The sequence below is a fragment of the Streptomyces sp. BL1 genome (genome assembly GCF_057628045.1).
In genome coordinates this window covers 6,634,401-6,647,956 of sequence record NZ_JBXYWZ010000002.1, presented here as the reverse complement: position 1 = coordinate 6,647,956, position 13,556 = coordinate 6,634,401, and the positions used below count along the sequence as shown (strand labels likewise).

The 13,556-nt window shown below is 73.5% G+C and carries 10 protein-coding genes; 7 read left to right on the top strand and 3 right to left on the bottom strand.

Annotated features, from left to right (window positions below):
• Positions 1–37: 37 nt before the first annotated feature.
• Positions 38–652, bottom strand: coding sequence for a TetR/AcrR family transcriptional regulator C-terminal domain-containing protein (locus AC3AGO_RS29090; protein ID WP_487823221.1), 615 nt, complete (start codon positions 650–652; stop codon positions 38–40).
• Positions 653–670: 18 nt separating this feature from the next.
• Positions 671–2,485, bottom strand: coding sequence for a hypothetical protein (locus AC3AGO_RS29085; protein WP_487823220.1), 1,815 nt, complete (start codon positions 2,483–2,485; stop codon positions 671–673).
• Positions 2,486–2,839: 354 nt separating this feature from the next.
• Here AC3AGO_RS29085 and AC3AGO_RS29080 point away from each other — a divergent pair, with 354 nt between their 5' ends.
• The 5 genes from AC3AGO_RS29080 to AC3AGO_RS29060 all read left to right on the top strand — a co-directional run bounded on the left by AC3AGO_RS29080 (position 2,840) and on the right by AC3AGO_RS29060 (position 10,494).
• Entirely contained in the window at positions 2,840–4,507 is a 1,668-nt protein-coding gene (locus AC3AGO_RS29080; RefSeq protein ID WP_487823219.1) for an APC family permease, read from the top strand.
• Positions 4,508–4,594: 87 nt separating this feature from the next.
• A complete protein-coding gene (locus AC3AGO_RS29075) occupies positions 4,595–6,202 on the top strand; it encodes an amidohydrolase (RefSeq protein WP_487823218.1) in 1,608 nt (535 codons plus the stop codon).
• A 578-nt stretch (positions 6,203–6,780) separates the two neighbouring features.
• Positions 6,781–7,524: a FadR/GntR family transcriptional regulator gene (locus AC3AGO_RS29070; protein ID WP_487823217.1), complete on the top strand. Its 744-nt coding sequence runs from the start codon at positions 6,781–6,783 to the stop codon at positions 7,522–7,524.
• A 128-nt stretch (positions 7,525–7,652) separates the two neighbouring features.
• On the top strand, positions 7,653–9,077 hold the full coding sequence (locus AC3AGO_RS29065; protein ID WP_487823216.1) for a four-carbon acid sugar kinase family protein: 1,425 nt from the start codon (positions 7,653–7,655) through the stop codon (positions 9,075–9,077).
• A gap of 457 nt (positions 9,078–9,534) precedes the next feature.
• A complete protein-coding gene (locus AC3AGO_RS29060; protein ID WP_487823215.1) occupies positions 9,535–10,494 on the top strand; it encodes an NAD(P)-dependent oxidoreductase in 960 nt (319 codons plus the stop codon).
• 139 nt (positions 10,495–10,633) lie between these two features.
• Here the strand turns inward: AC3AGO_RS29060 and AC3AGO_RS29055 are convergent, their stop codons facing one another.
• The gene (locus tag AC3AGO_RS29055; protein WP_487823214.1) at positions 10,634–10,981 is read right to left on the bottom strand and encodes an ArsR/SmtB family transcription factor; all 348 of its coding nucleotides are present in this window, start codon (positions 10,979–10,981) and stop codon (positions 10,634–10,636) included.
• A gap of 181 nt (positions 10,982–11,162) precedes the next feature.
• Here AC3AGO_RS29055 and AC3AGO_RS29050 point away from each other — a divergent pair, with 181 nt between their 5' ends.
• Entirely contained in the window at positions 11,163–12,266 is a 1,104-nt protein-coding gene (locus AC3AGO_RS29050) for an NADH:flavin oxidoreductase/NADH oxidase (protein WP_487823213.1), read from the top strand.
• Between the two features lie 235 nt (positions 12,267–12,501).
• Positions 12,502–13,410, top strand: coding sequence for an ATP-grasp domain-containing protein (locus AC3AGO_RS29045; RefSeq protein ID WP_487823212.1), 909 nt, complete (start codon positions 12,502–12,504; stop codon positions 13,408–13,410).
• Positions 13,411–13,556: the final 146 nt, after the last annotated feature.

Below are 13,556 nucleotides of genomic sequence, written 5' to 3'. Positions count from 1 at the left end.
CACGCAATCGCGCGGGGCAACCAAGCCGACAACGGCACTACCGCGCGGAGCCCTCCCGCAACCGCCGACACCGCTCCATACACCCCGAAAGCGCCATCTCGAACGCCGCGTCCGCCCGCGCCGGCCCCGTCCCGGCGAGGGCGGACGCGAGGTTCGGGGTGGCCGACTCGTCGGGAAGTTCCCACATCTGCTCCGGCGCCGCCATGTCGAGCGCCGAGCCGAGCACGACGTTCTCCACCGCGGTCAGCACACTCATCACGGAGCCGCTCGGGAAACCCGCGCCGAGCAGTATCTCCACGGCCCGTTCGTACTGGGACAGCACCTTCGGCGTGCGCACCGGTGAGGTGGTGAGCAGCGGGATCGCACGGTGGTGCGCGGCGAACGCGGCGCGGTAGGACCGGGCCCAGCCCTCCAGCGCCGTGTCCCACGGAGCCGCGTCGAGCGTCGCGGTGTCGATGCCTTCGCTGATGCGCTCGCGGAGCAGCTCGATGATGCCGGCGCGGCCCTCGACGTGGTGGTAGACGGAGCCGGTCTGCACGCCGAGCCGGCGGGCGACGGCGGGGACGCTGAAGTCTCCGGTGGCGTCGACCAGTTCCAGCGCGACGGCACCGATCCGCTCGCGGTCCAGCAGGGCCTTACGCGGCCGTCCCATCGTTCACTCCCACCGTTCCTATGGTGATTGGCCGGGGTTGGCCAATGCTGGCATTCCGGGTAGCGGGGGTTGCTGGCCGGGGATGCTGGGCCCCCGAACGGTCTTGGGGCCTGCGGACGGGTGCTTTCCGGGCCGGGCGGCCTGCGTCTGACGCGCTGCCGCACCCGGTGGTGCGGCAGCGCTGCGCGGGGTCCTGGCCGGAGCTGCCTGCCGCGCGCGGAGCGGGGGGCGGTGACTCGGCGGTGTGGGGGCGGTTGGCCCGGCACGATCCTCTGGTCGTGCGGCCCCCACCGCTGCCCGCGCACGTATCGTCGCGGGGGCGGTGGGGGTTTGGCGGGCTCCGTCATTCCTGCGCCGGGCCGTGCATCCCAGGCCCCGCCTGCCGATCACGACCGCGGCGGCATGATGCCCCGTGATGGCGGTCGTGTCGGAAGTCTGTGTGGTGTGCTCCTGCAGGGGGCGTAGCCAGTGCTGCGCACCCCAGCTGCTGCTGTACGCGGGGTCGACCGCGATCACCGAGAGCCCGGCGTGGTGTGCCATGCCGGTGAGGCGGTCGCGGAACCGGGCGGTCGGGATGCCCGCCACCGTGCGGCGGAAGGACTTGCCGCGTCTGCCGCGGCCGAGTTTCTCCCGGCCGGTGGCGCGGGCGTCGGCGAAGTCCAGGTTCTCGATCACGATCGCCGCGCAGCCGTGGAGGTGGGCGAGGCCGATCAGTTGGGTGACGGCTTCGCGGAGGCGGGCATCACGGGTGGAGGAGGGCAGCCCGTCCAGCTCCAGCGGGAGAGTGTGAGGGCTGCCGGCGGGGTTGCCGTAAATGTCGAGGCGCCAGACGGCGAGGTGGCCGGCGTTCAAGTCGACGGCGAGGACGGGGTGTTGCCGCAGCGCCTGCAGCGTCGGCGCCGGGCCCTTCACCGTCGCCCACGAGGCATCGATGTACCACCTGCCGCGCTCAGGGGCGTAGTGGATGTCGTAGCGCACCGATCCGCCCGCGGCGATCCGGTCCGCCCACTCCCGACCCTGGTGGGTGAACTGAGCCCGGGCGTCCAGGACGTAGCGGCCGCGCGGGGCATTCGCGAACCGGGCGCGCAGCGGTTCGGGCAGCACCATCGCGACGGTGCCGTCGACCGGGTCGACGTTGAGGGTGTAGTTGCCGAAGGGGGCTCCGGCCTCGCCGTCGGCGGTCAGAAACCAACGGCGCGCCTGCCACCGCTCCCGCCAGGCAGCGTATTCGGCCTGCCAGGTCTCCTCCGTCAGCGGCCTGGGTCCCGCGGCCGTCTCGTAGAGGTGGTGGCGGGTATTCAGTAGGTGGCGCCCGCCGCGGGTGATGCGCACCGCACCATCGGCCCACTCCCGCAACGCGTTGCGCAGCCGGGCCTGAAGGATCTGCAGGCGCTGCTGCTTGGCGTAGCGCTCGGCCCGGTCGGCATAGCCGCGCACCATCCGCCGCCCTTGCCGCACGGCAGTTCCGGCCGGGACGGCGAGGCGGGCCTGGATGGCTTTGACCGCGCGGCGCAGCGAGGCGATGTGGTCGTGCAACGCCCGCCGGGCCAGCCGGTATTGGTCCTCTGAGGTGCGGGTGATACTCCCGGCCCAGCGCGAGGAGGAGTGGCGGGTGAGGGCCTTCTTCCGCTCCGCCCGCCGGTTCTGCGCCGCCGGGACGTCACCGATCCGCACCCGGGCCGCCACATCCGCCCCCGCCAGCGCCCCCAGATGCTCCCCCGCTGCCTGCAGCACCACCTCGTCGACGGCGGACAGCCGCAGCCGGGTACGGATACGGCAACCGGCGGGCGGCGCGACCACGAACGGATCCGCCAACGAACGCCAGGGACGCACCGGGCGCCTCATCCCGCCCCGCACCGCTGCGGCCATCACCCGCCACCCCGCTCCTCGACCGTTCATCCGTCGATCACACCAACGAGCCACCCCGCCCGACGTCACACCCGAACCCCGAAAAAACCTTCCCAACACCCCACCCCGGCACGGAGGTTGTCCGATATGACCCACCGTGACCAACGACCCCGGGAGCCGTTGCCAACCCGTTCGAGGTCTTCCGTGATCGTACGGGCGGGGGATACATTGCCGAAACCGAAAGGCTTTAGGTTTACGCGTTCCGGTCCCGGCAGCCAGTCCCACCCCTTCGCTGCGCCGGGCCCGTGCTCCCCTCCCGCCGCAGAAGGGCACCGCCTCATGACCGCAGAGCCCACGACGTACGACCCAGGCGCCGGCGGCAGCCCGGCCGCCGCGCCTCCGGGAAGTCCCGCCCCCGACGGGGATGCCGGCGCCTCCGGGCTGCGACGGGGCACGCTCGGCGTCGCCGACATCGCCTTCTTCGTCGTCTCCGCCGCAGCGCCGCTGACCGTCATGGCGGGCGTCGCCCCGCTGGCCATCGGCATGGGCGGCATCGGCGCGCCCGTCGGCTATCTGCTCGCCGGCGCGACCCTCGCCCTCTTCGCCGTCGGCTTCACGACCATGTCCCGGCACGTGCGCAACGGCGGCGGTTTCTACGCGTACATCGCCCGCGGCCTCGGCCGGCCCGCGGGGCTGGGCGCCGCACTGCTGGCGCTCCTCGCGTACAACGGCATGCAGATCGGTGTGTACGGACTGCTCGCGACCGGCACGCAGGACGCCGTGCGGGCGCTGTGGGGCGTGCACATACCGTGGCAGGCCATCGCGCTCGGCGGGGTCGTCGTCATCTGGTATCTCGGCTTCCGCAGCATCGACTTCGGCGCGAAAGTCCTCGGCATCCTGCTCGTCGCCGAGACCGGGATCCTGGTGCTGCTCGCCGGCGGCGTGCTGCTGGACGGCGGCGCCGACGGGCTCGCCCTGGACTCGTTCACCCCGGGGAACGTCCTGGTGCCGGGCACGGGAGCGGTGCTGGCGTTCGCGTTCGCCGCGTTCACCGGCTTCGAGTCCACGGCCATCTACCGGCGCGAGGCCCGCAGGCCGAGCCGCACGATCCCGCGCGCCACCTACATCGCGGTCGCCTTCCTCGGGCTCTTCTACGCGTTCGCCGTCTGGATCGTCATCCAGGCGTACGGGACGGACGTCATGCGGGCGGTCGCCGCGGACCCGGCAGGACTGTTCTTCGACGCGACGACCGAGTATGTCGGCGGCTGGGCCGCCGACTTGATGCACATCTTCATCGTGACCAGCATCATCGCCTCGCAGTTGGCCTTCCACAACGCCATCAACCGCTACGGCCTGGCCCTCTCCCACGAGGGCGTGCTGCCGCGCGCCGTGGGCCGGGTGCACCCGCGCCACCAGTCGCCGTACGTCGCGGGGATCCTCCAGAGCGTCCTCGCCGTGCTCGTCGTGACGGGCTTCGCGCTGGCGGGGGCCGATCCGTACCGGCAGCTGCTGCTGTGGGTGAACACCCCGGGAATGGTCGGCCTGTTGGTGCTCCAGGCGGTCACCGCCGTCGCCGTCGTGCGGTACTTCCGGCGGGTCCAGCACCACGAGGGCGCCTGGCGTACCCGTGTCGCCCCCGTGGCGGCCATCGTGCTGATGGCCGGTGCGCTGTGGCTCGTCGTCAGCAAGATAGGGCTGATGACGGGGGCGCCGTTCGCCACGAACGCCGCGCTGGTGCTGACCGTTCCGGCCGCGTTCCTGGTCGGCATGGCGTACGCGCGACGGCTGCGCAGGCACCGCCCCGGCGTCTACGCGGCCTTCGCGGAGGAGCCGGTGGGCGCGGAGGATGCGGACGACCCGGAGGGCGCGGAGAGCGCGGACGAGGAGGCCGCTGCCGGTCACCGGGGCGCGGGTCCGGCTGGGAGCCACGCTGACGAGCCGGCCGGGAGCCCCGCCGGAGAGCCTGCCGGGGCTGCCGGGGAGCGTGCCGCGCCGGCCCGGGAGTGACCGTCCCCCTGAGAACGACCACCGCCGGGAGCCGTCCGTGACGCGGCGCTCGGCCCCGCAACAAAGCCCCCACGAAGGAGAGTTCACGTGTCCGCTGCCGACATCATTCTGACCGGCGCCCACATCCGTACCCTCGATCCGGGCCGCCCCACGGCGGGCGCCGTCGCCGTGCGCGACGGGCGGATCGCCGCGGTGGGCGACGCGGCGGACGTACGGGACTGGCGCGGACCGCACACCGACGTGCTGGACCTCGGCGGGGCCACCCTCACCCCGGGGCTGACCGACAGCCACAGCCACCCGGTGTGGGGAGCCGAAATGGCCACAGGCGCCGACCTGTCGGGCTGCCGCGACCTGGCGGACCTGCGCGCCGCGCTGGACCGGGCCGTACGGGCGGCCGCGCCCGGGGAGTGGGTGCTGGGCTGGGGGCTCGACCACAACGTGTTCGGCGGGGCGCCCGTGCACCGCGACCTGATCGAGGAAGTCCTGGGCGGCGCACCGGCGTTCCTCCGCCTCTACGACGGCCACTCCGCGCTCGTCAGCGGCGCCGCGCTGAAGGCCGCCGGCATCGAGGGGCCGCGCCGCTTCGAGCAGCACGCCGAAGTGGTCTGCGACCCGGACGGCAGGCCCACGGGTCATCTCGTCGAGCACGCCGCCATGGACCTGTTCGACGGCGTTCTCCCCCGCCCCGCCGACACCGAACGCGCGGAACGACTGCGGGCCGTCCTGGCCGGCATGGCCGCGAATGGGCTGACGGGCACTCATGTCATGGATATGGACGACACGTTCGTGCCGGCGCTGCTGGCCGGCATGGAGGAGGACGGGGAGCTGCCGGTACGGCTGCGACTCGCGCCCTGGTGCATGCCCGGCGACGGTGAGAAGGAACTCGACCACCTCGTCGAGCTGCAGGAGCTCGGCGGCCGGCACTGGCGGGTCGGCGGGGTGAAGTTCTTCATGGACGGCACGGTGGAGGGCGGCACCGCGTGGCTGGAGCACGCCGACTGCCACGGCCAGGGCACGGACGCGTTCTGGCCGGACCCGGCCGAATACACCCGCGCCGTACGGCACTTGGCGGCCGCCGGCGTCCGTACCGCCACGCATGCCATCGGTGACGCGGCCGTCCGGCACGTCCTGGACACCGTGGCCGGGCTCGGCGCGGACCAGCGCGGCCGGCACCGCATCGAGCACATCGAGACCCTCCCGTCCGACCAGATAGCCCGCTTCGGCCAGTTGGGCGTCGCCGCGTCCATGCAGCCCACGCACACCGCGTACACCCGCGCCGACCACACGGACGAATGGTCGAAGCGCGTCGGCGACGAGCGGGCCGCGCGGGCGTGGCGCTGCCGTGACCTGCGGGACAGCGGCGCGGTGCTGGCGCTCGGCTCGGACTGGCCGATCGCGCACCACGACCCGCGCTCCGTGCTGGCCGCCGCGCGGCTGCGGCGGCTGCCGGGTGCGGTGTCCACCGAGCCGGTGACGCCCGGTCAGGCGCTCACCGGGCTGATGGCGCTGGAGGGCGTCACCTCGCACGCGGCGCTCGCAGCGGGCGAGGCCGCGGAGGCGGGCCGCATCGCGCCGGGCTACCGCGCGGACCTCACGGCCCTCGCCGTCGACCCCGTCACAGCCCCACCCGACGAACTCGGCGACGCGCCGGTCCGCCTCACGATGACGGGCGGGCACGTGGTGCACCGCGGCTGACCTGCCTCGCGCACGAGGGGGCCCGCCCCGGGTGAGGGGGCGGCCAGGCCGCGGCTCCGCAACGCGGGATGAGCCCCGCCCCCGGTGTGGGCCGGCGTCCGCCGAGGTGTGGGCAGCTGGTCCGCCCTTGGGGGCGGGACGGGTGGGCACACCGGACCGGCACCCGCCAGGTCTGTCCCCCGCGCACCCAACGTCCGCGCCGCGGTGAGGGGTTGGCCCCAGACCCGCCCCTACCCGTTTCTTCCGGGGCTGCCGCCCCGGACCCCAGCCCTGCCCTGCGGGCAGGGAAGAGGGGGAACCGGGGTCCCGCCCCGGACCCCGCCACCGCGCTCCGCGCGAAACAACGGGGCGCAGCCCCCGGACGCGGGAGGAACGGGCTGCGCCCGGACTCCGGTGTGCCCACCCTCCCCCAGCCACCGCTGGGAGGTGCCCCCTCCACCCCAAGGGCGGACCAGCTGCCCCACCCGGAGGCGCGGGTCCGCGGGCCCGTGGGGGTCTTGACCGCGGCCGACAGGGCGCCTAGCTTCGGGGCGCAGCGCAGACATCAGACGTCTGATGCCCCCGCAGGGAGGTGGACCGTGCCGCTGTCCGAGGAGATCGCCGAGCGTCTGCTGACGTCGGTCATCGACGGTCACTTCCCGCCGGGTGCGGCGCTGCCGCCGGAGGGGGTGCTGGCGGAGGAGTACGGGGCGAGCCGGCTCACCGTCCGCGAAGCGGTGAAGGTGCTGCGCTCGCAGAACGTCGTCCGTATCCACCGCGGCCGCGGCACCTACGTGAACGCGCCCGACCAGTGGACCGCGCTGGAGCCGATGATCCGGGCCGCCGCGACCTCACCGGCCGCCACCTCCCCCACCGGCGGCTCCCCCGCCGGCGGTTCGGTCTCCGAGAAGCTCATCGAGGCCCGCGAACTCATCGAGGTCGGCGCGGCCCGGCTCGCCGCGTCCCGTCGTGGGGAGGCCGACCTCGCCGAACTCGCCACCGCACTCGACGAGATGAGAGCCGCGGCGGACGCCGCCGACACCGACGCCTTCGTCCACGCCGACATCGCCTTCCACGAAGTGATCATGCGCGCTTCGGGAAACGCCTTCGTGCCGCTGCTCTTCGAACCGTTCGGCCGGCTGCTGATCGACGCCCGCCGGGAGACCTCCGCCGTACCGGAGATCCGCCGCAACGCCCTCGCCCACCACGAGGCCCTCCTGGACGCCCTGCGCGCGGGAGAGCCCGACCGCGCGGGCCGCGCCATGGAGGGGCACATCGCCCAGACCGCCGACGATCTGCGTACCCACGTCCTCGGAGCGGACGACGGAACCGAAGGGACCTGACCGGCCCCGCCCCTCTTCCGCCCGCCCCTGATCCGTTCCCGCCCGTACGCGCCCACTCCGTACGGGCCGTCCTCCCTGCCGCGCACAGGAACCCGCACAGAAACCCGCACACAGGAAGCAGCGTCGCCATGCCGCAAACCCCCGTTCCCGAGAGCGAGTTGCTCGCCGGACTGCCGCCCGTACGGGAGGTGGCGGCCGCCGAGGTCGCCGCCGCCGTCGCCGGCGGGCCCCGCCTCGTACTCCTCGACGACGACCCGACCGGCACCCAGACCATCGCCGACATCCCGGTCCTCACCTCCTGGGCCGTGGACGACCTGCGCTGGGCGCTGCGCCAGGACAGCAACGCGTTCTTCGTCCTCACCAACACCCGCAGCCTCGCGGCCGACGACGCCGCCGAACGCAACCGGCAGATCGTACGGGCGCTCGCCGAGGCCGCCCGCGCAGAAGGCACCGAGTACGTCCTCACCAGCCGCAGCGACTCCACGCTCCGCGGTCACTTCCCGCTCGAAATGGACGTGCTTGCCGAGGAGTTGACGGCGGTCGGCGCCGGGGAGACCGACGGTGTGGTGCTGGTGCCGGCCTATATCGAGGCGGGCCGGTACACGGTCGACTCGGTGCACTGGATGCGCACAGCGGACGGCATGCTGCCCGTCGGCGAGAGCGAGTTCGCGCGGGACGCGACCTTCGGCTATTCCGCCTCCCGGCTCCCCGAGTGGGTCGAGGAGAAGACCGGCGGACGCGTCTCCGCCACGGACGTCCTGCGCATCACCCTCGACGACCTGCGCACCGGCGGGCCCGACCACGTCGCGGACCTGCTCGGCAGGCTGACGGGCGGGCGTACGGCGGTCGTTGACGCCGTGTGCGACGACGACCTGCGGGTGCTGGCGCTGGCCCTGGCGCGGACGGAACAGCGCGGGGTGCGGCTGCTGTACCGGTGCGGGCCCTCGTTCGTACGGGCCCGCACCGGACAGCCCGCCCATCCGCCGCTCACCGCCGCCACCCTCGGGGCGCGGTCCGAACGGCACGGGCTGGTCGTCGTCGGGTCTCATGTCGGCCTGACCACACGGCAGTTGGACCGGTTGCGGGAACGGGGCGGCATCGCCGAGTACGAGCTGGATGTGCACGCGCTGCTGGACCCGCGGCGGCGCGACGCGCACATCGCGGACGTGGCGCGGGCCTGCGCCGACGCGATGGCGTCACGCGACGCCGTCATCCGTACGAGCCGCACCGTCGTCACCGGCAAGGACGCCGACGACTCGCTCTCCATCGCCCGCAGCGTGTCCTCGGCGCTGGTCGAGACGGTCCGCGCGGTCACCGCGGCGCGCACGCCCGCGTTCGTCGTCGCCAAAGGCGGCATCACGTCCAGCGACACGGCGACGGAGGGCCTGGAGATCCGGCGGGTGTGGGCCCGCGGGACGCTCCTCCCCGGCATCGTGTCCCTGTGGGAGCCGGTAGACGGGCGCGTGCCGGGGGTGCCGTATGTGGTCTTCGCGGGGAATGTGGGGGACGACTCGGCGCTGGTCGCTGCGCTTGCGGTGCTTCGCGGGTCTTGAGGGCCAAGTCCTCGGGGCGGCGCGGGCGTTGTGTGCGGGGCCCCGTTCTTTCCCGCGGCGAGCGGCCCAGCGCCCTTCCCTTCGCGCGCAGCGCGTGGCGCGCAGCGCCCTGCTTTCGCGCGCAGCGCGTGGGGCGGAACCCCCAGTTCCCCGCGGCGTGTGGGGCGGAGCCCCCTTCCTTCGCGCGCAGCGCGTGGGGCGGAGCCCCTTTTTTCGCGCGGCGAGCGGCCCAGTCCCCTTCCCTTTGCGCACAGCGCGCAGCGCGTGGCGGCCTTCTTTCGCGCGCAGCGCGGTGGGGGCCGGGGCCGGGCCCCGGGAGAAACGGGTAAGGGCGGGGCCGGGGCTCAACCCCTCACGGCGGCGCGTGCGTTGCGTGCGCGGGACAGATCTCGCGGGTGCGGTCCGGTGTGCCCACCCGTTCCGCCCCTTGGCGGACCGCCTGCCCACACCTTGGCGGATGGCTGCCTACACCTTGTTAAGGAGAGTTATGTCTGACTCAAGTGCACTGCCTCGTACCGCCGTTGTTGGGTTGGGGGCCATGGGGTTGCCTATGGCCTCGTGGTTGGGGGTGGGTGGGTTTTCACTTGGCGTGTTCGATGTCGACCCCGCTCGGCGTGCGCAACTCGCCGACAGTGCGGGGGCGGTGAGCGCCGCCACCCCCGCGGAGGCCGCGCGCGACGCGGACGTCGTCGTACTCGCGGTGCGCGACCAGGAGCAGGTGGATGCCGCCCTGTTCGGCGAGGGCGGCGCCGCTGCCGCGCTCAGCGAGGGGGCCGTGGTCGTGCTCACCAGCACCGTCGGCCCGGACGCGGCCCGGGCCACCGCCGCCGCACTCGCCCCGTACGGGGTGTCCCTCGTGGACGCGCCGGTCAGCGGCGGGCCGGCCCGCGCCGGCAGCGGCGATCTGCTGATCGTCGTGGGCGCCGAGGAGGGTCCGCTGGCGGCGGCCCGCCCCGTACTGGACCGGCTGGCCTCCACGCTCACCGTCATCGGCGGCGCGCCCGGCGACGGCCAGTCGCTGAAGGCGGTCAATCAGCTGCTGGCGGGTGTGCACATTGCCGCGGCGGCGGAAGCGGTGGCGCTGGCGCGGGAGTTGGGGCTCGATCCGCAGACCGTCATCGACAGTCTGGGGCAGGGTGCGGCGGGTTCGTTCATGTTCTCGGACCGCGGTCCGCGGATGGCGCAGGCGTACCGCGACGAGGAGGTCGAGGTCCGGTCGCGGCTGGACATCTTCGTCAAGGACATGGGCATCGTCACGGGTGTCGCGAAGGGTGCGCACGTGCCGGTGCCGTTGGCTGCTGCGGCGGAGCAGTTGTATGTGCTTGGTGAGCGGGCGGGGTTGGGGGCGTGTGATGACTCCAGCGTGGTGACGTTGCTTTCGCCTGTGGGCCGGGAGGCGCGGGAGGCGCGGGGCTGACGCGGAGCCGTACGGGGGCGCGGGCGTTGCGCGGGTGGGGACAGACCTCGCGGCTGGCGGTCCGGTGTGCCCACCCGTTCCGCCCCTTGGGCGGACCAGCTGCCCACACCTCGGCGGGACGCCGGTCCACACCTCGCGGTTAGCCCTCCTGGCGGTCCGCTGCGTCTAGGACCGCGTCGAGGAGGCCCGGGAAGCGGGTGTCGAGGTCGGCGCGGCGGAGGCAGTTGAGTTTTGACGTGCCGCGGTAGCACTGGTTGATGACGCCGGCCTCGCGGAGCACGCGGAAGTGGTGGGTGCTGGTGGAGGGGGAGACGGGGATGTCGACCTGGGAGCAGGTGGCGCCCTTGCCCTCCCCCTCGCCGTAGGCGGAGAGCTTGCACACGGCGAGCAGCCGCATGGGGTCGGCGAGTGCGTGCAGCACCGCCTCCAGCCGGATCTCGTCCCGCGCCGGGTGCGGGAGTTCACGTACAGCGGTCGTCGTCGGCACGGCTGCGGCTCACTCTCCCTCTGCTTTCCCTGACTTGCCCTGACTGTCCCTCAGTGCGGCGGCTTGCCCCTCCGCTGCGGGCTCCATCTTACGAGAACCATCGTAGTTTGACACGCGCCGTACTACGAGGGTTATCGTACTTCCCGTTCCGCCCTACCCGGACCATGGATTGGAGCGCGCCGTGAGCGCACTGTTCGAGCCCCTGACGCTGCGGTCGGTGACCGTCCCGAATCGCGTGTGGATGGCCCCCATGTGCCAGTACTCCGCCGCGCCGGACGGCCCCGAACAGGGCGCACCGACGGACTGGCACCTGGCACACCTCGGCGCGCGTGCCGTCGGCGGTGTGGGCCTGGCCCTCGTCGAGGCGACCGGCATACGCCCCGACGGCCGGATCAGCCCGTACGACCTGGGGCTGTGGAACGACCGCCAGCAGGAGGCCTTCTCCCGCATCACCCGCTTCCTGTCCGAGCACGGCACCGTGCCGGGCATTCAGCTCGCGCACGCCGGCCGCAAGGCGTCGACCGAGCGCACCTGGGTGCGCCGCGGCGCGCCGATCGCCGCCGGGGACGAGCACGGCTGGCAGCCGGTCGGCCCGAGCCCGCTGCCCTTCGACGGGGCCTCGACGACGCCGGACGAGCTGACGAAGGACGACATCCAGGTCCTGGTGCGGCAGTTCGCGGACGCCGCGCAGCGCTCGTACGCCGCCGGCTTCAAGACCGTCGAGATCCACGGCGCGCACGGCTACCTCATCAACGAGTTCCTCTCGCCGTTCACCAACCACCGCACCGACGAGTACGGCGGCTCCTTCGAGGGCCGTACGCGCTTCGCGCTGGAGGTCGTCGACGCGGTGCGCGCCGTGTGGCCGGAGGAACTGCCGCTGCTGTTCCGCATCTCCGCGACCGACTGGCTGAGCGAGAACCCGGAGGACGGCCGCGAGGGCTGGACCGCCGAGGACACGGTCCGCATCGCCAAGGAGCTGCAGGCCCGCGGCGTCGACCTGCTCGACACCTCCACCGGCGGCAACGCCCCCGACGCGAAGATCGTCCCGGCCCCCGGCTTCCAGGTGCCGTTCGCCGAGCGGGTGCGGAACGAGACGGGCCTCGCGGTCGGCGCCGTCGGCGAGATCACCGAGGCCCGCCAGGCCGAGGAGATCCTCACCTCGGGCCGCGCCGACGCGGTGCTGCTCGGCCGCGAGCTGCTGCGCCGTCCGTACTGGACGAACGAGGCGGCCCGCGAACTGGGCGCCGAGGCCCGCTGGCCCGACCCGTACCACCGCGCGGTCTGAGACCGCACGGCCTGGAAGCCGACGGCCTGAACTCCCGTACGCCGGCGGCCCGTTCACCGCGAGCGGCCCGCCGGCGTACGGCCCGGGTCTCCGCGCGTGCGCTCCTCCCCCTGCGCCGGGAGCGCACGCGCGGACGTGCGTCCGCGGGCTTGTGGACGGTGGCCGTAGCGGCGTTGTCATCTCCGCTTGCTAGCGTCTGTCGCGGCCGTCCGACCGTGATCGAGGAGCTTCCGCCGTGATACGCGCCCGCAGTCCCCGCGTCGCCCTGGCCACCGCCAGACCGAGGCCGGACATCAGCACCGACCACGACCTGCCGCTGCTGCGGGACGCCGTCACCGGCGCCGGAGCCGAGACGACCGTCGCGTTCTGGGACGACCCGGACGTGGACTGGGCCGGTTTCGACCTGGTCGTGGTGCGGTCCACCTGGGACTACGTACTGCGCGCCGGGGAGTTCCTGGACTGGGCCGACCGGTGCGGCGAGCGGACCGTGCTCGCCAACCCGCCGTCGGTGCTGCGCTGGAACGCCGACAAGCGCTACCTCGGCGAGCTCGCCGCACACGGCGTGCCCACCGTGCCGACGCGGTACACCGCGCCCGGCGAGCCGGTGGAACTGCCGCTCGACCACGAGTACGTGATCAAGCCGACCACCGGGGCCGGCGCCCGGTACGCGGGCCGCTACCGGCCCGACGGCAAGGACGACGCGCTGCTCCACGTACAGCGCATGCACGCCGAGGGCATGACGGCCATGGTGCAGCCGTACCTGCGGCAGATCGACACCACGGGCGAGCGGGCGCTGGTCTTCTACGGCGGCCGGTTCGTGCACGCCATCCGGAAGAACGCCGTGCTCGCCCCGGACGTCGCCTACGACGAGAAGAAGAACGCCCATCCCGGGAAGCAGCCGTGGACCCCCACCGCGGCGGAACTGGCCGTCGCCGAACAGGCCCTGGCAGCCGCCCCGGACGCGGACCGGCTGCTGTACGGGCGGGTCGACCTCGCCGATGACGACCTGGGGGAACCGCAGGTCATGGAGCTCGAACTGATCGAGCCGAACCTCTTTCTGACAGTGAACGACGACGCGCTGCCCACGGTGGCCAAGGCGATCGTGCGTGCCGCGGAGGCCCCCGTACGGGGCGAAGCCCGCTGAGCACCCCGCCCCGCCGACCGGCCCGCACGGGCGGCGGGGCACCATGTGATCCACACTTCGCACACCAGTGTCCGGGCAGCGGGGACGTCGTTGGGCCCGTCATGGGCCATGCACCTCCGCTCCGACGCGGGCCCACGGGCCCGTGT